Origin of the sequence: Adhaeribacter terrigena (genome assembly GCF_016623615.1) — a bacterium.
Classification (GTDB): domain Bacteria; phylum Bacteroidota; class Bacteroidia; order Cytophagales; family Hymenobacteraceae; genus Adhaeribacter_A; species Adhaeribacter_A terrigena.
The window spans coordinates 264,601-290,026 of the sequence record NZ_JAEHFX010000001.1 but is presented as its reverse complement, the minus strand read 5'-3'; the positions used below and the strand labels follow the sequence as shown (position 1 = coordinate 290,026).

At 48.1% G+C, this 25,426-nt stretch carries 15 protein-coding genes; 12 read left to right on the top strand and 3 right to left on the bottom strand.

Features of this window, described 5'->3' with window-relative positions; translation table 11 throughout:
- Positions 1-17: 17 nt before the first annotated feature.
- On the bottom strand, positions 18-1,961 hold the full coding sequence (locus tag I5M27_RS01265; protein WP_200504218.1) for a T9SS type B sorting domain-containing protein: 1,944 nt from the start codon (positions 1,959-1,961) through the stop codon (positions 18-20).
- Between the two features lie 319 nt (positions 1,962-2,280).
- On the opposite strand from I5M27_RS01265, the gene I5M27_RS01260 reads away from it, so the two are divergent.
- Together I5M27_RS01260 and I5M27_RS01255 are read left to right on the top strand one after the other, a co-directional pair.
- Complete coding sequence (locus tag I5M27_RS01260; RefSeq protein WP_200504217.1) at positions 2,281-3,552, top strand: murein hydrolase activator EnvC family protein; 1,272 nt, start codon at positions 2,281-2,283, stop codon at positions 3,550-3,552.
- A gap of 211 nt (positions 3,553-3,763) precedes the next feature.
- A complete protein-coding gene (locus tag I5M27_RS01255) occupies positions 3,764-4,537 on the top strand; it encodes a hypothetical protein (protein WP_200504216.1) in 774 nt (257 codons plus the stop codon).
- A 412-nt stretch (positions 4,538-4,949) separates the two neighbouring features.
- Here the strand turns inward: I5M27_RS01255 and I5M27_RS01250 are convergent, their stop codons facing one another.
- Complete coding sequence (locus I5M27_RS01250) at positions 4,950-5,936, bottom strand: GAF domain-containing DNA-binding protein (protein ID WP_200504215.1); 987 nt, start codon at positions 5,934-5,936, stop codon at positions 4,950-4,952.
- Positions 5,937-6,190: 254 nt separating this feature from the next.
- Between I5M27_RS01250 and I5M27_RS01245 the strand changes: the two genes are divergently transcribed.
- Genes I5M27_RS01245 through I5M27_RS01235 form a run of 3 tightly spaced genes read left to right on the top strand, consistent with a single transcriptional unit; the run spans position 6,191 to position 9,409 of the window.
- On the top strand, positions 6,191-6,403 hold the full coding sequence (locus I5M27_RS01245) for a Sec-independent protein translocase subunit TatA/TatB (protein ID WP_200504214.1): 213 nt from the start codon (positions 6,191-6,193) through the stop codon (positions 6,401-6,403).
- Positions 6,404-6,407: 4 nt separating this feature from the next.
- Positions 6,408-7,841, top strand: coding sequence for an Asp-tRNA(Asn)/Glu-tRNA(Gln) amidotransferase subunit GatA (gatA, locus tag I5M27_RS01240; RefSeq protein ID WP_200504213.1), 1,434 nt, complete (start codon positions 6,408-6,410; stop codon positions 7,839-7,841).
- Positions 7,841-9,409, top strand: a complete 1,569-nt coding sequence (locus tag I5M27_RS01235; RefSeq protein WP_200504212.1) for a lytic transglycosylase domain-containing protein — start codon at positions 7,841-7,843, stop codon at positions 9,407-9,409. The genes gatA and I5M27_RS01235 overlap by 1 nt, the downstream gene beginning before the upstream one ends.
- A 388-nt stretch (positions 9,410-9,797) precedes the next feature.
- Here the strand turns inward: I5M27_RS01235 and I5M27_RS01230 are convergent, their stop codons facing one another.
- The gene (locus I5M27_RS01230; RefSeq protein WP_200504211.1) at positions 9,798-10,997 is read right to left on the bottom strand and encodes a T9SS type B sorting domain-containing protein; all 1,200 of its coding nucleotides are present in this window, start codon (positions 10,995-10,997) and stop codon (positions 9,798-9,800) included.
- Positions 10,998-11,730: 733 nt separating this feature from the next.
- On the opposite strand from I5M27_RS01230, the gene I5M27_RS01225 reads away from it, so the two are divergent.
- From I5M27_RS01225 to I5M27_RS01195, 7 genes are all read left to right on the top strand, one after another.
- Positions 11,731-11,925 carry a hypothetical protein gene (locus I5M27_RS01225; protein ID WP_200504210.1) on the top strand — a complete coding sequence of 65 codons (195 nt, stop codon included), beginning with the start codon at positions 11,731-11,733 and terminating at the stop codon, positions 11,923-11,925.
- 786 nt (positions 11,926-12,711) lie between these two features.
- Positions 12,712-14,982 carry an NADP-dependent malic enzyme gene (locus I5M27_RS01220; RefSeq protein ID WP_200504209.1) on the top strand — a complete coding sequence of 757 codons (2,271 nt, stop codon included), beginning with the start codon at positions 12,712-12,714 and terminating at the stop codon, positions 14,980-14,982.
- Positions 14,983-15,573 (top strand): Holliday junction branch migration protein RuvA, encoded by a 591-nt coding sequence (gene ruvA / locus I5M27_RS01215; RefSeq protein ID WP_200504208.1) that lies wholly within the window; start codon positions 14,983-14,985, stop codon positions 15,571-15,573. It abuts the gene before it with no gap.
- Between the two features lie 13 nt (positions 15,574-15,586).
- Positions 15,587-22,879: a T9SS outer membrane translocon Sov/SprA gene (gene sov, locus I5M27_RS01210; protein WP_234462336.1), complete on the top strand. Its 7,293-nt coding sequence runs from the start codon at positions 15,587-15,589 to the stop codon at positions 22,877-22,879.
- Positions 22,880-23,041: 162 nt separating this feature from the next.
- Positions 23,042-23,422, top strand: a complete 381-nt coding sequence (gene gcvH / locus I5M27_RS01205; protein ID WP_200504207.1) for a glycine cleavage system protein GcvH — start codon at positions 23,042-23,044, stop codon at positions 23,420-23,422.
- A 10-nt stretch (positions 23,423-23,432) separates the two neighbouring features.
- Complete coding sequence (locus tag I5M27_RS01200) at positions 23,433-23,828, top strand: VanZ family protein (protein ID WP_200504206.1); 396 nt, start codon at positions 23,433-23,435, stop codon at positions 23,826-23,828.
- A gap of 309 nt (positions 23,829-24,137) precedes the next feature.
- The gene (locus I5M27_RS01195; RefSeq protein ID WP_200504205.1) at positions 24,138-25,394 is read left to right on the top strand and encodes a M28 family metallopeptidase; all 1,257 of its coding nucleotides are present in this window, start codon (positions 24,138-24,140) and stop codon (positions 25,392-25,394) included.
- Positions 25,395-25,426 lie beyond the last annotated feature (32 nt).

Here is a 25,426-nt window from a genome sequence, read left to right as displayed (position 1 = left end):
GTTTGAAAAACTAATGGTTACTTTACCACTTCGAGCCAGCCTTTCCAGGTTTGCGTTCCGGCTTGAAAACGGTAGAAGTAAACGCCACTACTTAATTCTTCTGTCTGCCAGTTATTTTTATAATTCCGAGTCCGGAATACTTCTACGCCCCAGCGGTTGTAAATTTTCAATTCGTTTTCAGCATACCATTTCAGATTTTGGATTACAAAAGCATCGTTCAGTTTGTCGCCGTTGGGCGTAATGATGTTGTAGAAAACCGGCGGCGGCGAGCCAGTAATTTTAACATTTAAGCTTTCGGAATAATTACACGCTTGGCCAGTAATTTCAACTACTCTTAACGTTCCGGAACCAGCTTCGGCCCAATTTACCCTGATATGGTTTGTGCCTTGCCCGGAAACAATTTCGCCGCCGAAAACTTGCCAATTCAAGGTGCTTCGGGGCGTTTCGCCTGATGCTTGGTATTCCTGGTTCTCGGCTAAAGTAAAAACTTCTTCGGGGCCACTTAACTTTATTTCAGGATTTGTCCGAACTACCACTTTTACAAAAGCCGTATCGGTACGAAATGGTGAAGAAGCAATAACCCGGTAGGTAGTAGTAACCGTTGGCCAAACTATCGGATTAGCCAGCGTATCGTTAGGAGAAGTCAGGCCATCGACAATCTGCCACCGGAAGCGTTCTGCACCCGCGCCATAAGCCGAAAGTTGCACTGAATCGCCGTAGCAAATGGTATCTTTACTGGCTTGCGCCTGTAGTTTGCCGACGTTGCGGAAGATTGTTTGATTTAGGGATGGAAGGCTTAAAATAAGCGCGCCAACGTGTATTGTATTCAGCTGAAAACCGGCATTTAATCCTTTTTGGTCCGGATAATTGATCTGGCTTAAATAATTTTGATTATAACTGAAAGAAGGATTTCTAATTGATGTGTAAATTTTCCCATTCATTGCCAATTGCATATCCGAAATAAAGAGCGGATCATTCGTGCTATTGGGTAATGAAGTTTTATAAAGGGCAGTTACTGTCTGTTGAATTTGGGTAGCGTTACCAGCTGTAAGCTCATATTGCAAAATGGAGCAAGAACTGTTATTTTGATTATTAACTGGGTCGAAAATGCTTTTTGTGCCAACATACAACTTCTTATTATCCGGAGAAAATGAAAAAGAATAGCCTTTTTCTTTTCCAGGATCAGGAATACCAAGTGTAACAAATGGCGAAACAGCACCGGTGTGGCGGTTAAAATGAAATAATTCTACGCCCTGTTTTCCGCCTGTAACCAACATTTCGCTGTTTGGTGAACTTTTGAGCCAGCATAATGAATCGATATTTCTATTAGGAAGCGAAACAACCCGAGCGCCAATTCCAGCTGCATTAACTGGAAAAGAAAAGATGCTATCGCCAGTAGCACTTGAAGTTACAAGCCAGAAATCTTTATTATTGGCATGCAGCATGGCAGCCATACCAGTACCAATGTTCGTTTTCACTGCTCCTGATGCTGAAGGAACAACGTCGCCTAAACCATTATTCAAACGCATATTCACTTCCTTTACAAGCAAAGGATTTTCCCATGAATAGGTAGTTGTAAAAATATAATAGCGTTGCTCATCTTTTGGGTTTTGCATGATCAGTTCTGAAAAATCGCTACCTCTGGAACCTGAATTGAGCATGGGTTGATACTCATTATTGCTCTTTTCCCGGGAGAACACATAACCATCATTTGTAAAAAAAAGAAGCCGGCCCTTTCTATCACTGATTGTAGCAACTGCTCCCACACGCATACCATATTTAATAAGAAACTGGGATTTAGATACTTCTGAATGATTAAAATCTAAATGAACGCCCGGAATAGGCCCTAAAAAAACATCATAATCACCTCCCAAAAACCAATTTGCCCCTTGCTTTTCCTGGGCATTGGTAGTTACAGTTAAACCACAGAAAAATATCAGTAGAAGAAGTTTAAAATGCATCGGTAGATTTTCACTTTACAGATAGGTCGTAAAATTCTTCAGGACCGTTGCTTTACTTTATGTTTTAATTTTGCACCAAAAGGTATTGCTGACTTTTTACTTTAAAAACTATAGCGTTTTGAAAGCAAAAAGTCTTGTCAATTCAGACCATAAAATTGCGAAGCCCGCCCATCAAAACACTTTTAACTATCGGTTTAGAGCACTGGTAAATTATCCCTCCCCCACTTTCCATCGCCAAAACCATAGCGTTTATTAGCAGTTCTTTGCAGTATTTCGCATCTTTGCAGCTGGCAATCCTGAAAAAGGAGTGGTTTATTTCATGCGGCGTTACTTTATTTACTTTCTTTCCTGTCTTTTACTGGTAGCCACGCTCACCACTACGGCGCAGCGCAAGCCTAAATCCAGGGCTACGCTGGAACGGGAAAAACGCGAAAACCTGCGCCGCATTCAGGAAGCCAACCGCATTCTGGAACAAACCCGCGTCCAGAAAGAAGCTTCGCTCGGTGAGCTCAACGCCATTAAAGAAAAAATTACGGTGCAGAAAGGCGTGATCCGGAACGTGAGTTCGGAGTTGCACTACATCGAGAAAGACGTAAAGAAGACCGAGCACCTGGTAACTTCCATGCAGTCGGACCTCGAAAAACTGAAGGCGGAATACGCGCTCATGATCTATTCGGCGGCAAAAACGACCAACAGCTATAACCGGCTCATGTTTTTGTTCGCTTCCGAAAGTTTTAACCAATTTACCATGCGCCTGCGGTATTTGCGCCAGTACGCCGATGCCCGTAAAGCCCAGGTGGCCCAGATAAACCGCGTAACTAAAAACCTGAATCAGGAACTGAACACCCTTACCGAACAGCAGCAGGAAAAACAAAAAGCCCTGGAAAAACAGCTGGCCGAAAAAAGAAGCCTCCTGAATCTGAAAGGCCAGCAAGACCAGGTGGTGCAGAAACTGAGCAAGCAGGAAGAAGAATTGCGCCGCGAAGTGGCCCGCCGGCAACAGTCGGTGCGCAAACTCGATAATTTAATTGCCGATATGGTGCGCGAGGAAATTGCCCGGGCAGCCCGCGCGGCCAAGGCCAAAAGCGCCGCCGATGCCCGCGCCGGTAAAACTTCTTCCGCCGAAACCAAAGTAGAAACTAACAAAGTGAGCATGACTCCGGAAATGGCCATGCTATCGTCGTCGTTTGCCGGCAACCGCGGCCGTTTACTTTGGCCGGTAGGCAAAGGTTTTATTTCGCATCGTTTCGGCAAACACGCGCACCCGGTTTTAAAAGGCGTTGTAATAGAAAACCGCGGCATCGATATTCAGACCAGCCACGGCGAAGCGGCCCGTTCGGTTTTTGACGGCAAAGTGCTGACCGTAGCCAGCGTGCCGGGCATGAACAACATCGTGATGATTCAGCACGGCGATTACTTTACCGTGTTTGCCAAACTGAAAACGGTAAGTGTTTCGGAAGGGCAAACCGTGAGTCGCAAAGACGTGATCGGAACGGTTTATACCAACGCCGAAGGCACCACCGAACTCCAATTCCAGATCTGGAAAAACAGCAGCAACCTGAACCCGGAAAGCTGGCTGGCACCGCAGTAATCGCTTGATTGCTGATTGCTGATTGTTTTTTCCGCTTCCACGTTATCCTTTTTGTGCTGCAATTACTATCGCGGGTTTTTCTGCCTGAATACCTAGCATTTCTGCTGCGAAAGGTTCTGAAAACCTGAAATTTTTCTTTGCAGTGGAAATACTATTTTGTTAGCGGCGCTGTTTAATACCGTATAGCTGCTTCTGAAAATTCTGATAAACCATGAAAAAGGTCCTGCCTGTACTGTTTTTAGCGTTTGCTTTCCTTTCCTGTGAAAAAGAAAAACCTGCCCCCATACCTGAGCCGGAACTGGTATTCTTCCCCACAGAAATTACCCGCACCACTTCCCTGTCGCCCGATGTGGTGAAGCTGAAATATACTTATAATGCGGCCAACCAGCTTATAAAGGAAGAAATCTTTGGCAATGGAGCCTTGGAGCGTTACAGCGTTTTCAGCTACCTGGCCGATGGAAAATTACACCGCAAACGCATTTACGGCAGCACCGGCGTTTTCCTGGAGCAGGATGAAATGGTGTACAATGGCGGAAATCTTCCCCAGAAATTGTTGCATTCCTACCCCGATGCTGCCGGCGCGCCAAACCTGCATCATCAGCGCCTTTACTTTTTCGACGCCAACGGCAACATAACCCGCTGGACCGAACTGGCGCCGGATAACCAGCTCACCAACAGCCGTACGTACGTTTATAAAAGCAATAACGCGGTAACTTCCACCGGAACCGGCGATCAGGGACAGTTTCAGGATATAATTGAAATTAGCTTTGATGGGAAAATGAACCCGTTTGCGAACACCAACATAAACCCGATAACGTTTGCAGGCAACGAGCTAAAAATGGAGCTGAAAGACGAGGCCGGCCGGGTAGTAAGTTCCTATACCAACACGTATGACTACAACGAAAAAGGCTTCCCGGTAAAACGGACGCAGACACTCAGCAACGGCACCGTTAAAACCGAAACCTACGTTTACAAAGCAGAATAGCGATTTAGGCACTCGTTTCAGGGTTCAAAACAATAGCGTTTTTCTAGATAGTTTTAGGCCTTAAAACAATAGCGTTCCACAAACTGTTAAGCAAAAGGCAAAAAAAAAACATCCCGCTTTGCAGGATGCCTTTCTGAGCTATGAAAACAAACTTATGTTTCTAATTCAGGATCCGAAAAGCCTTGTTTTGTGGAAGCTTTTCCGATATTCTTTTCAAATTTAACTTCTAATTTCGGTGAAAGTTTAACTTTTCGATGAACGTATGCTTTTTGCTGATTAACGGAGCGAATTGCCGGGTAAACGTTTTGTTACTACCAGAAACTTATACGTTCCTGTTTGAAAAACGGCGCAGGCAAGCCTGACAAAAATCTACAGATTGTTGAAGCATGCTCCGAATGTCCTTGTTCTGGCATCAGATCAGGTTCAGGCGTTTCATTAACGTGGTTTTGTAAGAACTCCCGATCGGCACGTACATCAGGCCGTTCATCATGTGGCCGGCGTTGCTGGTATCGCGCTTTTCTATTACGGCCGAATCGTCTTCGATGGATTTGATCTTATTTACGCTGATAATGTATTTCCGGTGAACGCGCACAAATTCGTTGCCGGGCAGTTTGGTTTCCATGTCTTTCATGGTGGCGTAAATGGTGTAGCGGTCTTTGTGGGTGTGAATGTTTACGTAATCGCCCAGGGCTTCTACCCATAAAATATCGGCGGTGTTCACTTTTACCAGTTTCGATTCCTGCTTTACAAAAATATCGGACTTGCCGGCTACCAGGCCTCCATTTGCGGTACTGTTGGCTAGTTTCAGCAGGTTTTCCAGTTTCTCTTTTTCGTTTTCGAGGGTCAATCGGGCCCGGCGCAACTCCAGGTGGGTTACTACGGTGCGGGCCAGGCTTTGCAAGGCATCTTTCTGTTTTCCGGAGAGGCTGCGCGGCACGGTGTCTATAATGCAGAGCGTACCTAAACTGAAACCTTCGTGGGTAATTAAAGGCGCGCCGGCGTAAAACCGAATGTTCGGCTCGCCGGTTACCAGCGGGTTTTCGCGGAAAATATCGTTGCGGGTGGCGTCTTCCACTTCAAATACTTCGGGCTGCAAAATGGCATACTGGCAGAAGGAAATTTCGCGGGGCGTTTCGGGCACTTCCAAACCCAGTTTCGATTTAAACCACTGCCGCTGCGCATCAATGAGCGAAATAAGCGAGATCGGGGTCTCGCAGATGTAAGCGGCCAGGCGGGTGAGGGCGTCAAAATCGGCTTCGGGAGCAGAATCCAGAATATCGTAACTTTCCAGGGCTTCGAGGCGGGCAAGTTCCTGGAGCGGCTGGCCATATACTTTATTCCCGGCAAAGGCCTGCTGTTCTTCCGTTAAGCTTGTGTTCAGTTTAGACTGGCTGGTCATGATCGTAAATATAGCGAAAAAGTGGCCGAAGGGGTTACTTCCCGGCGAAGTTACACGTTGGCGCGAAGTATCCTGCGTTCGACTGTAATATTTTTCCGGAACCAAAAATGTTACCGAAACCAGCTACCATCAGGCATCCGCACTTTTTTTAAAGAAAATGATACCGTTTTTAAACTTTATCGGGTTTTCTGGTCTTGTATTGAAATAATACCTATTTTTGTAGTCCTTATTTTTTACTTTTAAACCAGTAAGTTATGGCTTTAAATACCGTTTTTGCTTTCCTCGGCGATATTGGCACCGGCGAAATCATGGTAATTTTATTAATTGTGCTTTTGTTGTTCGGGGCTAAAAAGATCCCGGAACTGGCAAGAGGCATGGGCCGCGGCATCCGCGAATTTAAAGATGCTACCAAAGAAATTAAATCTGAAATAGAGAACGGCGTAAAAGACGAACCAAAAGCAAACTAAGCGAATGCGTTACCGCTCCCTCCGCGCTATCCGGACCGATATAGCTGCAGGAAACACCTCCTGCAGCGATCTGGTCCGGTTTTATTTACAGAACATCCAGGACAATGCGCACCTGAATGCTTTTTTAGAAGTTTTTGCTGACGAAGCCCTTACCCAGGCCGAAGCCGTAGATGCCAAAATCAGAAATGGCTCTGCGGGTAAACTGGCCGGGATGGTTATCGGGCTGAAAGATGTGCTGGCGTATAAAGATCATACGCTGCAGTCTTCGAGCCAGATCCTGAACGGTTTCAAGTCTTTATTCACAGGTACTGCGGTGCAGCGCCTTTTAAATGAAGATGCGATCATCATTGGCCGCCAGAACTGCGATGAATTTGCCATGGGCGCTTCGAACGAAAACTCTTCGTTTGGCAACGTGCTCAATGCGGCGGATAATTCGAAGGTTCCGGGCGGTTCTTCGGGAGGTTCGGCCGTGGCAGTGCAGGCAGATCTTTGCTTTGCTTCCATCGGTTCCGATACGGGTGGTTCCGTGCGTCAGCCGGCAGCTTTTTGCGGGGTAGTGGGTTTAAAACCAACGTATTCCCGCATTTCGCGCTACGGCTTAGTGGCTTACGCTTCTTCTTTCGATCAGATCGGTACGTTAACGCACTCCGTAGAAGACGCCGCTTTGCTTTTAGAAGTAATGGCCGGCGCCGATGAATTTGACAGCACCGCCAGTCAGCGTGAAGTTCCGGCTTACAGCCAGCACCTGGAAGTTTCCGGTAAAAAGAAGATCGGTTACATTAAAGATACGCTGGAAAGCCCGGGTTTGCAGCCGGAAGTAAAAGCGGCCATGGAAAACGCGATTGAAGCCTTGAAAGCAGAAGGCCATACTGTGGAAGCGGTAGATTTTCCGTATCTCGCTTACATGGTGCCGACCTATTATATTTTAACCACCGCCGAAGCAAGCTCGAACCTTTCGCGTTTTGATGGGGTAAAATACGGCCACCGCAGCGAGCAGGCTACGGATTTGAATTCGCTTTACAAGAAAAGCCGCGCCGAAGGTTTTGGCGAAGAAGTGCAGCGCCGCATTATGCTGGGAACGTTCGTACTGAGCGCCAGTTATTACGACGCGTACTACACCAAAGCCCAGAAAGTGCGCCGTTTGATAAAAGAAAAAACCGACGAATTATTAAGCCGTTTCGACTTTTTGATTCTGCCTACGGCGCCAACTACGGCCTTTAGCATTGGCGAAAATGCGAAAGACCCATTGGCAATGTACCTGGCCGATATTTTTACCGTACAGGCATCTTTGGCCGGCGTACCGGCCATATCGGTTCCGGCCGGCACCGACGCTACCAACCTTCCGATCGGCTTACAGTTAATTGGCCGTTCGTTTGAAGAACAGGAATTATTTGCTTTTTCTAAATATCTGACAGACAATATTTTAGTTTCAACCTAATGAAATTCGGAAAGCTTTTTTTAGTAACCTTATTCGTAAGCGTGTGGCAACCTGCGTGGGCAGATTCCGAACGTAAACCCGGGCTGCAAAAAAAGCTTTCCAAAGACTCGGTAAGCCTGAAACTGGATTCTGCTTTTACCTTTCCGGAGCGTTTCTTTTCCTTCAGCGAGCTGATCCCCAACGAGCCGGACGAAGTAATTCAGGATCGTTTGAGCTGCATTAAATCTTCCATTCCGCTTACGTTCAACCCGTTTGTGCGCAGCTATGTAGATTATTTCACCATCCGGAACAGGAAATATACCCGCCGGATGCTGGAGCGCGAAAACCTCTACTTTCCGCTCTTCGAGAAATACCTCAAAAAGCACAACATGCCGGAAGAACTGAAATACCTGGCAGTGGTAGAATCGGCGCTGAACCCGAAAGCCAAATCGCACGTGGGCGCTTTAGGGTTGTGGCAGTTTATGCCGGCCACCGGCGGCGATTTTAAACTGGTGCAAAATGCGTATTACGACGAGCGCATGGACCCGGAAAAATCGACCGAAGCGGCCTGCAAATTCCTGCGCCAGCTCCACAACATGTTCGGCGACTGGGAACTGGCCCTGGCAGCTTATAACTGCGGACCGGGCAACGTGCGGAAAGCCATCGCCAAAGCCGGCGGCGGCAAACAAACCTTCTGGGCTATCTTCCCTTATTTACCAAAAGAAACGCGCGGTTACGTTCCGTCTTTCACGGCTGTAATGTACGCCATGAATTATGCCGGGCACCACAAGATCACTTCCGATTCCCTTCAGTTTGCCATTGCTACCGATACCGTTCTTCTGAACCAGGGGATTGATCTGGCTAAGTTTTCGGCAGAACTGAACATGAGCCCGGAAGCTTTGAAAAACCTGAACCCATCTTTAAAGAAAGATTATCTGCCGGAAACGGTACGGAATTTTGCCATAAAAGTGCCGGCCGAAAAACGCCCGATCCTTGCGCAGAACCGCAGTACCATTCTGGATAATTCCCGTTATTTTTCCCCAAAACCGGTACAGCCGAAACTGACGCCGCAGGAACCCGAACCGGTAATGATCGCGAAACAAGCGCCGGAAAAACAGCCGGATTCTTCGGCCGAAAGCCTGCAGAAATTGCCTTATACGGTAAAACGCGGCGATTTTTTGGGTAAGATTGCGAAAGAACATAACGTTACGGTGGAAGACCTGAAAACCTGGAACAACCTGAAATCTACCAATGTAATGGTAAATCAGAAACTGGTAATTCATCAGCCGGCGGTTACAGATTCTGCCCAAACCACTGCCCTGGCATCTGCCGAGGTGAAAACGACAGAAGAAACGGTAGCAGAAACCAAACCAGCCCCGGTACAAATTGCCAAAGCCAGCCCGGTTAAAAAAACTGTAGCCCGCAAAGTGGCACCCAAAGCTCCGATCATCATCCACTCCGTTCAGCCCGGCGATACGCTCTGGAATATTTCCAAAAAGTACGAAGGCATAACGGTGGAAGAGATCAAAAAGAAAAACAACCTGAAAACCAACGAACTGAAACCGGGCCAGAAACTGGTGATCAGCTAAGTTCAGTTACATAAAATTGAAAGCCCGGCCAACCGCCGGGCTTTTTTTGTGCCATACTTTTGGGGCTAAAAGTATAGTGTTTTACTTTATGCTCCACGGGTTAAAACCCGTGGCAATCAGTTTTTGGGTGCAAAACGGTAGCGTTTTGGGAGGGAAACTAAGATCGGTAACGAAAACCATTGGCGGCAGCTAAACCTGCGAGGTTTCTTAAACCTCGCAGGTTTAGCTGCCTGAAAAACGGTATGCTTTTGGGCCTGAAAACTATTAATCATTTACCAATTCACTGGTCGCTCACCTTGGTCTGTGGCGCACAGACCAAAGCAGGCTGCTAAAGGATAGTTAGAAATCTACACCAAGTGACCATTAAACCATTTAACCATTCAGCCATTTAACGAACCACTTCGAGCCAGCCTTTGTAGGTTTTGCGGGTTTGTTTGTTCTGGAGCAGGTAGTAATAGATACCAGCCGAAGCATTTTCTGCCTGCCAGTTATTTCTATAATCATCGCTTTGATAAACTAGTATGCCCCAGCGGTTGTAAATGCTCAGTTCCAAAGTACCGGGCTTGGCTCCCCAGATCACGAAGCTGTCGTTCCTGCCGTCACTGTTAGGGGTGATGATATTGGGAATTAAATACTCTTTACCGAAGCAATTTCTGTAGCTCACGGTAATGCTGTCTCTTACCGTGCAGTTTTCAGGATTAGTAAGGTCAGCAAAGTAGGTGCCGGCTTGGGTAGCGGTGAAGCTTTGACTTGTAGAGCCATCCTGCCATTGAAGCGTGTAGTTGCCGCTTGCGCTGATGGTGTAGCTTACTCCTTCGCATAAAATCGTATCGGGGCCTAACAAATTAGCCGGCAGCGGCTCGCGGAAGGTTACCACCAGGCTATCCCGGGTGCTGCTGCAGCGGTTGGAGGCCTGCAGCCAATACGTGCCGGGCATATCGACCACCAGCTTATCTTTAGTGCTGCCATCCTGCCACAAGTAAGCCGCATCCTTTATCTGAGGCTTGAGCGTTATGCTTTCGCCGGCGCAAAGCGTTAGATCAGAGCCTAAAGAAAAAGATGGCGGGTTCAGGAAATCTACCTGCACCGAATCCCGGTAAGGGCCACATTCCGTAACGATCTCTACCCAATACGTGCCCGGCTGCCTTACCTGGAAAACTGAATCGGTGGAGTTATCGGGCCATTTGTAGCTTAGAGCCTGCGGTACGTTGGGCGATAGCGTGTAAACCGAGCCGGCACATAAGGTAGTATCTTTGCCTAAAACGTTGCGCAGCGGCGGGCCGGGGATGGTGATGCTTTGCTGCAGGGTATCGGAGCCGAACTGGAAATAGGCAATTACCTGTACGTTGTAAGTGCCGCCCGTAGCATAGCTGTGCCAGGGACTGAATTGCGAACTGGTATTATGCTTGCCCGAAGCCGGATCGCCGAAATCCCAGCGCAATGAATCGAGGGGGCCCGAGTTGTTGATCGAGAAATGGTAAGCCGTATCGCCTAAGCAGCTTTGATGCAGATAAATGCTTGGCTTGAAAAAGTAGCTTTGAATGAAGGTGGGAAGAGCAAAACCTGGATGCCGAGGGCGAGGCTGCAAATTATCAGGATTCACGTTGATTCCTAATGGGACAAAACTTGCTCTAACTCCTGGTTCATTAGGTTTATTGATAACACCCAGATAGTATTGTCTCCATGGAGGATTAAAATCATTATTCGTTTGCATACTCATATAAATTTTCCCATCCGGCCCAACCTGCATATGGCCATAGTGAGGCCCAGTAACATTTGCAGGCCGGTGAGCTATAAGACTTCGATTAGTATACATAGCTGCGGTTGTTGGCAAGCTTAGATTATATTGCCATAAATAATCGCCATTACCAGGCATAAGTGGTCTACTGCCTGCATACAATAGCGAGCCATTGGGTGAAAACTCTAATCCAAATGCAGTTGAATCCGGGAGGATACCTTTATCAATCATTGCCCCAGTAGAGGAATTAAAATCTATTAACTGGATATGGTAAAATTTCAACTGATTCGTTGAAAATGGCGAACAAACTTCATCAGCCAGGGTACGCCCATCCGGCGCAGCTTTAAATGCTCCTAATGGTGTAATGTGGCTTTGATAATGATTAGGCCCTATCTGGCTAATAATTGGAGTGCTGTTTACCCCGGTAGGGCTTACTAAATATGCATGGTATATATTGGAAAGCGTCTTTCGAGCAATAACCCAGATATCCCGTCTGTTTTGATGTTGTACGCCCGTTATTTTATCATAAACATGGTTTTGAATCAGGATATTCTTTTGGGTTGGCACCACATCGCCTAAGCCATTGCGCAAACTCATATCAACCACAGAAAAGCTAAATCCCATTGGCACAGCAAAGGCAGAAAAATGGAAATATTTGCCTGGATTGGAAGGCCAAGGTACAATGACTGCTGAATTAGTAGTTAGTCCTCCGGATGCAACTGCTCCATTGGGCATCCTCTGGTGGTTTCTGTCTAGTATAGAATCTGGCGAAGCATAAAAAAGTAAGTTGCCATTCCCATCACAAATAGAAGCAAAGTTTCCCCATCCATCGGATTTACTATCTAATAATGCACGAGGAGGAATGTAATTGAAATCAAGCCCAGCCTTGTAACCAAAATACCAGATATTGGCTTCTTTGCCAGTGGGGTTTTGCGCAGTAACTTTGAAACAAAATCCGGCGAACAGGAAAAGAATACTCGTTAGTAACTTTACTTTCATAGTCGGTGCGATTCAGTTTATGAAACCAAATATAGCAAACCCGTAACAAAAAAAACCAATACAACAAAAGCTATTTCAGGCACTTACATTAAAAAAACGCTATGCTTTCTGGTTTAAAAACTAAAAGCCCGCCGCAGAAAAATTGCTGGAATAGATAATACCAACTTATTCCCATAGCTGCCATGCACCACTCCTACTTTTCAGCCTCAACAATAGCATAGCTCTTCCTGTCAGTTCCACCAGGCCCTGCCTTCACGAGTTTTTCCGCTGAAAACCATACCTTTTTTAAAACAGGCTCCGGACGGAAAAGACTTTTGCCGGTTAATTTCCTATCCTTTTCCGGCCCGGTCTGCTTTTATGCCTGCAAATGACACGCTTCCGGGCAGCAAAAATTTAGGCCTCATAACCGAAATGTGCCGGCTGCGTAGTGGCAACAATCCGGAGCAAACCCTTATATTTGTAGGTTAAGGCTAAGGCCTTGCATTTTTTTACCATAAACAACCTGTACGCACCGGACGTCAGATCCGTCGCCTGCAGGTTTGTCAGAATGAACTGAACGCAGAAGATGATCAAAATAAATAAAGAAGAAGCGCTGAATTACCACAGCCAGAGTCCGGCTGGAAAAATTGAAGTGGTGCCTACCAAAATGGTAAGTACGCAACTCGATCTGGCCCTGGCCTACTCGCCCGGCGTGGCCGAACCCTGCAAAGAAATTGCCGCCAATAAAGACGACGTTTACAAATATACCGCCAAAGGCAACCTGGTAGGCGTAATTACCAACGGCACTGCGGTTTTAGGCTTGGGCAATATCGGACCCGATGCCTCTAAACCGGTTATGGAAGGGAAAGGCGTTCTTTTCAAGAAATTTGCCGGCATCGATGTGTTCGACATTGAAATTGATTGTACCGATCCCGAAGAATTTGTCCGCATTGTTTCTTCGCTGGAACCAACGTTTGGCGGTATAAACCTGGAAGACATTAAAGCACCGGAGTGTTTTAAGATCGAAAATGCCCTGCGCGAGAAAATGAGCATTCCGATCATGCACGACGACCAGCACGGCACTGCCATTATTTCGGGCGCCGCCTTGCTGAATGCTTTGGAACTGGTGGGCAAAAAGATCAGCGAGGCCCAGATCGTCATGAACGGCGCCGGTGCGGCGGCTATTTCCTGCGCCAAACTCTACGTAGCCTTGGGTGCCAAGCTCGATAATATTGTCATGTTCGATAAAGACGGCATTATTAACCCGCACCGTAATGATCTGGATATTTACCGCGCCCAGTTCGTAACGCTCCGCAAAATCACTACGCTGGCCGAAGCCATGAACGGCGCCGATGTTTTCGTGGGTTTATCGGCTGGTAATGTACTGGCCCCGGAACTGGTAAAAACCATGGCTAAAAACCCCATCGTGTTTGCCCTGGCCAACCCGGACCCGGAAATTACCTACGACCTGGCCATGTCTACCCGTCCGGACCTGATCATGGCAACCGGCCGCTCCGACCATCCGAACCAGGTAAATAATGTGCTGGGCTTTCCTTATATTTTCCGGGGCGCTTTAGATGTCCGCGCTACCGAAATTAACGAAGCCATGAAACTGGCCGCCGTAAAAGCTCTTTCTGAGTTAGCCAAAGAACCGGTGCCGGATATTGTGAATAAAGCTTACGCCGATAACACCATTGCTTTCGGCCGGGAATACTTAATACCCAAGCCGCTCGATCCGCGCCTGATCACCCGCATTTCGCCGGCCGTAGCCAAAGCCGCCATGGAAACCGGCGTAGCCCGGCAGCCCATAGAAGACTGGGAAGCGTATCACCACGAATTGCTCAAACGCATCGGAATCGACCAGAAACTCATGAACCGCATGATTTCCCAGGCCAAACAACACCCGAAACGTGTGGTATTTGCCGAAGCCGATCACGTGAAAATTCTGAAAGCAGCCCAGATCGTAAAAGACCAGAAAATTGCCCAGCCTATCTTATTAGGAAACCGCAAAAAGATCGGGCGGATCATTGCCGAAAACAACCTCGACTTAAGCGAATGCGTGATCCTGGATCCGTTTGAAGAAGACGAAAGACGCGAAAAATTTGCCAAAATCCTGTTCGAAAAACGGAAGCGCAAAGGCCTCAGCTTATTCGAAAGCCGCCGCCTGGTACGCGACCGCATTTATTTCGGCAGCATTATGGTGGAACTGAATGAAGCCGACGCACTGATCTCGGGTTTAACGCGCGATTATTCCAAAACCATTTCACCGGCGCTGCAGGTAATTGGCGTGGAAGAAGGCATTAATAAAGTGGCCGGGATGTACATCATTCTGAGCAAAAAAGAGCCTTATTTCTTTGCCGACACTACCGTAAACGTAAACCCTACCACCGAAGAACTTTCCGATATTATTGGTTTAACGGCCCGTGCCGTACGTTTCTTCGATACCGAACCGCGAATAGCTGTTCTCTCCTACTCTAACTTCGGCTCCAATAACGGGGAAATGCCTGAAAAAGCGCGTAAAGCTACCGAAATGGCGAAAGAGCGTTACCCGCATGTAATTATTGACGGGGAAATGCAAGCCAATACGGCTTTAAACTGCGACCTGCTAAAAGAACATTACCCGTTCAGCGAACTTGCCGAAAAAGGCGCTAATACGCTGATATTCCCGGATCTTACTTCCGGCAACATTGCTTATAAAGTACTGCAGGAAATTGGCGGCGCCGAAGCGATTGGCCCGGTATTGATGGGTATGCGCAAGCCGGTGCACATTCTGCAGCTGGGCAGCTCGATCCGCGAAATCGTGAACATGGTGGCCATTGCTGTGGTAGATGCGCAAAACTATAAGAGAAGCTTATAAATGATAGCATATATAGACGGAAAACTAACCTATAAAGACCCGACCTACGTCATCATCGATGTAGGGGGGATCGGTTACCAGATCAAAATTTCGCTGAATACTTTTTCAAGCTTAAAAGAAGGCGAACGCTGCAAACTCTACACGTATCTGCACATTAAAGAGGACGCACACACGCTTTTCGGTTTTTCCGACCCCGCCGAAAAGAACGTTTTCCTGCACCTTATTTCCATTTCCGGCGTAGGCCCCGGCACGGGTATCATGATCGTTTCTTCGCTTACGGTGGCCGAAATTCAGCAGGCCATTGTAAAGGAAGATGTCCGCACCATTCAGAATGTAAAGGGAATTGGCGCCAAAACGGCCCAGCGCATTATTCTGGAGCTAAAAGACAAATTCCGGAAAGAAAGTCCGATCGATGCTGCAGCTTTTAGTACCGTATCACACAATACAAACCGGAACGAAGCGTTATCTGCTTTGGTAACGCTGGGCTTTGCCAAAAACGTGGCTGAAAAGTCCCTCGACGCGATCCTGAAACGCGAAGGAAACCACCTCAGCGTGGAACAGCTCATAAAATTTGCTTTAAAATCTTCATAGCTTTTTACGCACCTTGATTTCGAATAAAGGAAGAACACAAACGATTGTGGCCTCGGTGGTCGTTATTTCGCTGTTGGCGTGGCTTTCGCAGGCGGCTACTACCGGCGCACGCGGCAATTTAACGCTGACCAGTTTCCGGAACCTGTTTCCCCCGGATACCACCCTGCAGGATACCACCCGCAACCGGCCCTACCAGCCCAGCAAACAGCCCACCTACCGGCCTAAAGACCGTACCGGCGATCCTTTCTCGAACAAGGGAAGTAACTCCCCCCTGCTGCTGGGCGACCCGGCCAACGTAAAAACCAACGTTACCTTAGACGATAGCCTGCGCTATTACGAGATCAACGAAGAGATCGGTGGTTTCGATTACCGCAACCCGAGCTACATGACTTTCGAAGAATATTCGAAATTCCAGCAGCAACAGGCCATTCGGAATTACTGGCGCACCAAATCGGCCGGGCAGGACGGCGAAAGCGTGGTGGCCAGCAAGCGCGTGATCCCTAAAATTTACATCAGCTCCGCTTTCGACCGGATCTTTGGCGGCAATTACGTCGATATCCGTCCGAACGGGAACGTAACGCTGCGTTTCGGCGCGCGCTTTAACCGGAACTTCAACCGCCAGTTACCCTTGCGCCAGCAGCGCGTCGGCGATTTTGAGTTCGACCAGAACATTACCCTGAACCTGATCGGCCAGATCGGCGAAAAACTAAAACTCTCCTTTAACTGGGATACCAAAGCCAACTTCGAGTTTGAAAACAACATGAAGCTGGAATACACCGGTTACGACGAAGAGATTATCCGCAAGATCGAAGCCGGTAACGTAAGCCTGCCGCTTAATAACAGCTTGATTTCCGGCGGCCAGAATTTATTCGGGGTAAAAACCCAGCTGCAGTTCGGCCGCCTGGGCGTTACCACCATTGCCTCCAACATTCGCGGGCAGGTAGATGAAGTAAACATTCAGAATGGCGCCCAGAACCGTATTTTTGAAATAAAAGCCAGCGATTACGAAAAAGACCGCCACTTCTTCCTTGCTCAGTTCTTCCGCGACCGCTACGATGCAGCCCTGAAAGACCTGCCGCTCGTAAATTCCGGTATTACCATCCGCCGCCTGGAAGTTTACATTACCAACGATAACCGCGCAACTGAAAACCTGCGGAATATGGTAGCGTTAATGGATTTAGCCGAAGGAAACCGTAATGCTGTTTATAATACCTCCCTTTCATTTCCCGGTGGCAGCACCCCGCGCAAACCAGCCGACAACAAAGCCAACAGCCTGTTTGATCAGGTTACCAAAAGCGGCACCCGCGACAACAACCAGGTCGACGCCGTTTTAGCCGGCCAGGGCCTGGTAAAAGCGATAGAGTTTGAACACGTAAAAGCCCGAAAACTAAACCAGGCCGAATATAAATTCAACCCGCAGCTTGGTTACATATCCCTGAATTCGGCTTTGCTGCCGGAGCAGGTGCTTGGCGTAGCTTTTGAATACACCCTGAACGGCAAGACCTATAAAGTAGGCGAACTGCAGGACGATTATCAGAACATTACCGACGACCAGGTGATCTTCCTGAAAATGCTGAAATCTACGAACCCGGCGCTAGGCCTGCCAACCTGGGATCTGATGATGAAAAACATTTATTCCCTGAACGCCAGTCAGGTAAGCCGCGATAATTTTCAGCTGAACATTATTTATAAAGACGACGAAACCGGCGTAGACATTAACAGCCTCCGCGAAGGCAACCAGGTAAAAGACCGGCCATTGGTTTCGGTTTTCAACCTCGATAACGTAAACCGCAACAACGATAAACCATCCGACGGTAACTTCGACTTTTTAACCGATATCACCATCGATCCGGAAAACGGGCGCATTATCTTCCCGGAAGTGGAACCATTCGGGAGTTACCTGCGCAGCAAATTTGAACCGGGAACGGAAGATGCCCTGATCCAGAAATACGTGTATCAGGAGCTTTACGACTCTACCCAGACGGATGCGCAGCAGTTTGCCAACAAAAACAAATTCTTTTTACAGGGCCGCTACCAGGCCACTGCCACCGACGAAATTATTTTGCCAGGCATTCAGATCGCCGAAGGTTCGGTAACCGTATTTTCGGGCGGTACGCAGCTGCAGGAAAACGTAGATTACCAGGTAAATTACCAGTTAGGCCGCGTAAAGATCCTGAATCCGAGCTACCTGAATTCAGCCAGTAACCTGAAAGTGAATTTCGAAAAAGCCCAGATCGTGAACGTGCAGCCGCGAACCTTACTCGGTGCCCGCTTCGATTATAAACTGAACCCTGATTTCAACTTAGGCGGAACGGTATTGCATCTGGCCGAAAAACCCTTTGTTTACCGCGTAGGCATTGGCGATGAACCAACAAACAACACCATTTACGGCCTGGATCTGAATTACCGCCGTGAGTCGCGTTTCCTGACCAAAATGATCGATAAACTGCCGATCATTCAAACCAAAGTGCCGTCGGTAGTAACCATTAACAGCGAATTCGCCCAGCTTTTACCAGCTAAATCGAAACTGCGGGGTGAAGACGGGGTTTCGTTCATCGATGATTTTGAAAGCGTAAAAACCCCTTATACGCTGGGCGGCTTCGGAACCTCCGGCTGGCGCCTGGCTACCACCCCGGTTACGCCGGATGATCGTTTCGGGGCCTTACAACCAGATCGTGCGTATGCTTATAGCCGGGCAAAGATTGCCTGGTACTCTATTGACCAGGTTTATTATACCGGCAGCAGCCAGAAACCAAGCAATATTGCCACCGGCGACGTTAAAAACCACTATGTGCGGGCGGTGCAGAAGCGCGAGCTTTTCCCGAACCGGGACCCGGAAATTGCCAACAATAACGAATATACCTTCGACGTAGCCTATTACCCGGGCGAACGCGGACAGTACAACTATTCTCCGGATGTGGCCGATGATGGAAAACATTTTAAACAAGGCTTTAATTTAAAACGCAATTACGGCGGCATCAGCCGGGAGATTACCTTCGATACCGATTTCGATAATGCCAATATCGAATACATGGAATTCTGGATGATGGACCCTTTCCTGCCCGGCCCGAACGGCGTGGTAAACGACAGCGAAAATCCGGCTACGAACAACACCACCGGCGGCCGCCTGGTTTTCAACCTGGGTAACGTTTCGGAAGACCTGATGAAGAATGCCAACCGGTATGAATTTGAGAACGGCCTGCCAACCGGCGATAACCCCGAAGAAGATACCGAACGCACGCCATGGGGCCGTGTAAGCACGCTGCAGTTCCTGACCGATGCCTTCGACAACGATGCCGGTTCGCGGAGCCGCCAGGATATTGGTCTGGATGGTTTGAACGACAGCGATGAAAAGCAATTCTTCAGTGGGATCTACAGCAATTTAGATGACCCTTCCAACGATAATTTCAAGCACCACCTGAACGCTGAATATACCAACCGCGACGTAAAAATTCTGGGCCGTTATAAAAACTACAACGGTATGGAAGGCAACTCGCCGGAAAACAGCATCGAAACATCGTATACGTTCCCGGATAAAGAAGATCTGAACAAGGATAATATTGTTTCGGATGTGGAACGGTATTACGAGTATTCCATTCCGCTGGAACCGGGGCAGTTAGCCGTTGGTACCAACCCTTACATTGTAGACAAGGTAGAAAATGAAATTAACGGCGAAACGGTAACCTGGTACCAGTTCCGGATCCCGGTTCGCAGCCCGCTGGCACGCAATATTGGCGGCATCAGCGGTTACAAATCCATTCGTTTCCTGCGCATGTACCTGACCGATTTTGAACAGCCGGCGGTACTTCGTTTTGTGCAGTTTCAGTTTGTGGCGAACCAGTGGCGTAAATTCCAGACGGCCATTATCGAGAACAACGAACCTTGTACCGGTATCTGCGATCCGAGCGCCGATAAATTCGACGTTTCGGCAGTGAATATTGAAGAGAACGGTGAAGTAAGTTCAGGTGCTATTCCGTATGTATTGCCTCCGGGTACCGTGCGCCAGGACGATTATGCTTCGCAGAACAAACGCCGTTTGAACGAGCAATCCATGCAGATCTGCGTAGAGAACCTGGTAGACAAATACGGCAAGGCGGTTTACAAGAACGTTTCTATGGACATGCTGATCTACAAGCGCCTGAAAATGTTCATTCACGCCGAAAGCCCGAACAACGTAACCCGCGACGGGCAAATGCGCGCTTTTATCCGCATTGGTACTGACTACACCCAGAACTATTACGAATATTCAGTTCCGCTGAAAATGACCCAGCAGGGTACCAGTGACCCGTATGCGATCTGGCCGAAAGAAAACGAAATAGACGTAGCCTTCCAAGATTTTGTAGATGCCAAAGCCCGGCGGAATATGACTACCGATAACCGTCGCACACCATTTACAATCACCCGCGAAGACGGGAAATCGATTACCGTAGTCGGTAACCCGGATTTCAGTGCGGTGCAGGGCATCATGATCGGGGTTTTGAACCCGCGTGACGACGGTGCCGAGCAAAGTGTATGTATCTGGGTAAACGAAATGCGTGTTTCCGATTTTGATAAAACCGCTGGCTGGGCGGCCACAGCTCGCGTAAACGCCAAGCTGGCCGACGTAGCCGACATTACTGCTACCGGGCGTTATACCACCGTAGGTTTTGGCGGCATTCAGCAGAAAATTGCGCAGCGCGCCCGGGAAAACACCCGTCAGTTCGACCTGAACTCCAACATTGTAGCCGATAAATTCCTGCCATCTGCTTTGGGCCTGAAAGTTCCGCTTTCGGTGCAATACGGGGTAATAGAAAGCGAGCCGCGCTACGACCCGCTGGAAGGTGATATGGAACTGAGCCAATCGCTGGAAAAATATGCTAATAGTCCGGAAGATAAAGCAGCATATAAAAAAGAAGTTTTAGACCGGACCACAACCAAGAGCATCAGTTTACTGAACGTACGGAAAGAGAAAACTAACCCGAATTCCAAACCGAAGGTGTACGACATTGAGAACATTTCGCTTTCGTATGCTTACAGCGAAAAACTGCACACCGATATTTTAACGGACCGCGACCTGACCAAAATTTATACCGGCGGTTTGGCGTATACCTATAACGCGACCCCGAAAAACTACGCGCCGTTCGAACAAAGCACCAAGTTCCAGAGCCCGTATCTGCGGCCTATAAAAGAACTGAATGCCACGTTCCTGCCGAGCCGTCTGGCTTTCCGGGCCGACCTGGACCGCCGCTACAACGAGCTGCAGTTCCAGCGCCGGAACAACCCGTATGAGTTGCCGAGCACTACCGGAATTTTGCCGCTTTACCAGAAAACGTTCTTCTTTAACCGGATCTACGACCTGAAATGGGAATTTACCAAAGCGCTTTCGTTTGACTATACAGCCACGAACCGCGCCATTGTAGATGAACCTTACGGCCCGCTGACCAAAGAAAACAACAAGGTAGCGTTCGAGAACCTGAAGAATTTTGGCCGGAATACGAACTTCGACCAGACGGCTGCGCTTAATTACCGTTTGCCGCTCGACAAATTCCCGCTTACGGACTGGGTAAGTGCCGATACGCGTTACCAGGTAAGCTACACCTGGACGGCGAGCTCCAACTTCCTGAACTCCGTTTCCGATACGGCTTCTTCGCAGCTGAAACTGGGTAATACCATTCAGAATAATGCAGAAACGAGCGTAAACGGCCGGATAGACCTGGTAAAACTTTACAATAAAGTGAAGTTCCTGAACAAGATAAACAACGAACAGCCAAAACAAGCCGAGGTGAAACGGCCGGCAGCCAAAGCTCCGGTTAAACCGGGAACCGTTGCCGCAAAACCAACGGAAGCAAAGAAAGACACCACCAAAGGTCCGGAACTGAAAGCGCTGAAAACCATTTTACGTGGTTTAATGACCGCCCGGACCTTGAACGTAACTTACGTGCGCAGCGAAGGAAGCTTACTGCCGGGTTATTTACCAGGCACGAAATTCTTTGGTTTTGAAGAAGGTTTTGGCGCACCGGGCCTTGGGTTTGTAGCCGGAAAACAATACGGTTTGGATGAACTTTATGACCGTGCCGACCGCAATGGCTGGTACACCGATAGCAGCCAGTATCTGCAAACGCCGCTGAGTTCGCTTAAAACCTGGAGCCTCAACATGCGCACCGAACTGCAACCGATCCGGAATTTCAACATTCTGGTAGATGCCAAGAAAGATGTTTCCGATATCCGGGAAGTGTTCTACCGCCGTCCGGTGAATGATACTACTGGCGTTGTGATACCAGACCGCCGTGCCGAAGCGCAGAACCCGATCAATACCGGCGCCTTCAGCGTTTCTACCATCACGATCCAGACGATGTTTGAAGCCCGGCCGGACAATTACGTTTCCAAAGCGTTTGAGCAATTCATAATCAACCGCCAGCAGATTCTGACCAAACTTTTGAGCGACCCGCTTACCAACCCAAGCGGCAGCCTACAGGATTCGGTTTACAAACTGAATTCGCAGGATGTGCTGATCCCGGCTTTCCACCTGGCCTACCAGGGCAAAGATGCTTCGGGTTATAAAACGGAAAGAGCCAAAGCCAGCGACCTGACCAAACGGATTCCGTTGCCAAACTGGCGGATCGATTATTCGGGGCTTTCGAACCTGGAATTTGTGAAACGTTATTTAAGCTCGATCTCCATTTCGCACGGTTACCAGAGCACGTATGGCGTAACGAATTTTGCCAGCTCGCTTTCGTATTTAACCCCGAACTTAGGTTTCCCGAGCATTGAGAACGAACGGGGCGAATATATACCGTACTACGTGGTGAGCCAGGTAACCATTATGGAACGCCTTACGCCACTGCTAGGGGTGAATTTTAAAACGAAGAACAACATAACCGGCCGCATTGAATATAAAACCGAACGGAACCTGAGTTTGAACCTGAGCAACGCCCAGGTAACCGAAAACCACGTGAAGGACATTGTAATTGGTGCGGGTTACAGCACTTCCAATTTCCGGATCCCGTTCAAGATCAACGGCGAATACAAAACCCTGAAAAACGAACTGACCGGCCGCCTCGATCTTTCGATCCGCGACAATACCATTATTCAGCGCAGCATTGTGCAGGATAGTGTGAGCGGAGCAATCGTAGAAAAGAGCCGCAATGAAGTAACCAACGGCAACATGCAGCTGCAGCTCCGGCCTACTATTGACTATACGGTGAACCAGCGGTTAAACGTGCAGCTTTACTTTACGCGCACCATTTCGGACCCGAAAATTTCGACTTCGTTCAAAAATACGGTTACTGAAGGCGGGGTGCAGTTACGTTACAGTTTATCGCAATAAAATGGTATCGTTTTCAGGTAAAAAACTATAAATTGCTAATTGTTAATTGCTGATTGTTAATTGTGAATTGAATAACTACTTTTGGTTTTCAATTCACAAGATAGGTCATTATTACCAAAATCAATCAGCAATTAGCAATAAACAACTAACAATCAAAACATTATGAATTTACCAAGCGAACTGAAGTACACCAAAGAACACGAATGGGTACGCATTGAAGGCGACACAGCGATAATCGGCATCACGGATTTTGCCCAGCGCGAACTTGGCGACATCGTATACGTGGACATTGACACGGTTGACAAAAAAGTAAACAAAGACGAAGTTTTTGGTACCGTAGAAGCCGTTAAAACTGTTTCTGACCTGTTCTCGCCGCTTACCGGAACGGTATTGGAACTGAACGAAAAACTGGGTTCTAACCCGGAACTGGTAAACTCCGATGCTTACGGCGACGGCTGGATGATCAAAATGAGCATCGACGATAAAGCGGAACTGGAAGGTTTACTTTCTGCCGAAGCTTATGGCCAACTGATCGGCGCTTAAGTATTCTTTTGTGGTAACTACTTTTCTCCGTTATCATTTCCCGGCAATTTTGTGGGCAGCAGTCATTCTGTTTTTAACGCTGCTGCCCTCAGAATCGCTTCCTAAAACGCCCGAGTGGAAACTCCTTTCTTTCGATACCCTGGCACATGTGGGCGTTTTCGGGCTGCTGGCTTTTTTACTGGTCCGCAGTTTATATTTTCATTACGGCCGGGCCCAGTTCCTGCAATTTGCCATTGGTATTTCGGTAGTCATCTGCTTTTTTTTCGGCGTTATTATTGAGCTTTTGCAAACGGTTATGAAACGCGGCCGCCACGGCGAAACCGGCGACGTGATCAGCGATGTGATCGGTACGGTTTTAGGCGCTTGCCTCTTTTACATCCTCCTTCGGCGCAAGCTTACTTTCTGAGTTTTTTCTTTTCCGTGGGCTAAAGCCGGATGGTACTGCATACTTTTTAGGCCGGAAACCATACCGTTTTTTCCGCCATCCTGCATGTCCCGAAGCATTTCGCATCGCAATAGCGAAGGAACTTGTTGGCGACTGGCAGAAATAATTGCGAAGAGGTATTGCAATAACTTATCGCAATACCGTGCGGACAGGTGAAGCCCTGTACCTACCAATCCTCAAATCCGACAGATCCCAATTCGGAAAAATCCTGCCTTTCTTATAATCCTGAAAATCGTGTTCAGACATAAATAAATCTGCTATCTTCGCTTCATGCGGAACTGCTGGGTTTTTCTTCTCATTTTCCTACCGTTTTCAGCGCCGGCGCAGGATATGGCGCGGGTGCGGAAAAATATTGAAACGCTTTGCGCCCCGGAAATGCACGGCCGCGGTTACGTAAACAAAGGCGATAAAAAAGCAGCAGAATTTCTTCAGAAGCAGTTTGAGAAAGTTGGTTTAAAACCATTCCACGGAGATTATTTTCAGACTTTTTCATTGCCGGTAAATACCGTTTTGGAAACGGAGCTGAAGCTGGACGGTGAGAAACTGAAGCCTGGTTTGGACTTTATTCCGGATGCAGCAATCCGTTCCGGTAAAGGCAAACTGAAAATTCTGCCGCTCGATACGCTTATTTATTCCGATGAAAAACGGGGCGCATTATTTCTAAACCAAAATCTGAAAAGCAAAGCGATACTGGTTCCGGAAAAATTCTGGATAAAACGGAGTATTCTGCCGGACGTGTTCGCGCAAAAAATGCAGACGGCCGGCGCTGTTTTAATTTCCCACCCGCAGAAACTGACGTACACCGTTGCTAAAAATCAGAACCCGCAACCGCAATTCGATCTGCTGCAAAAAACGGTAGGCAAAACGCCCCAAAAAGTCAAATACGAGGTTAAAGCGAACTTTATTCCGGATTACCAGACGCAGAACGTGATCGGTTTTATTCCCGGCAAAACGCAGCCCGATTCGTTTCTGGTTTTTACGGCGCATTACGATCATTTGGGACGCATTGACGAAAACACGTATTTCCCTGGTGCCAACGACAATGCCAGCGGCACTTCCCTCCTGCTGGAACTTGCACACTACTATGCCCAACCCGAAAACCAACCCGATTATTCCGTCGTGTTCATGGCTTTCGGGGCCGAAGAAGCCGGTTTGGTGGGCTCACGTTTTTACGTAGAAAATCCCTTTTTTCCGCTGCTGCAAATTAAATTCCTGGTAAACCTGGATCTGACCGGCACCGGCGAGGCGGGTTTAATGGTGGTGAACGGCCGCATTCACGAAAAGGAATTTGCGCAACTGCAGCAGCTCAATAAACAGAAAAACTACTTTCCGGAAATAAAAAGCCGGGGCAAAGCCGCTAATTCCGATCATTTCCCTTTTTCGGAAAAAGGCGTGCCGGCATTTTTCTTTTACACCCTCGGCGGCACTACCGCCTACCACGACGTGAACGACAAACCCGAAACCCTGCCGCTTACCAGGTTTCCGGAGTTGTTTCGATTGCTGCTGGATTTCACGCGCAGTTTTTAGGCCCGAAACCATAGCGTTTTTGTTCTTTCTCA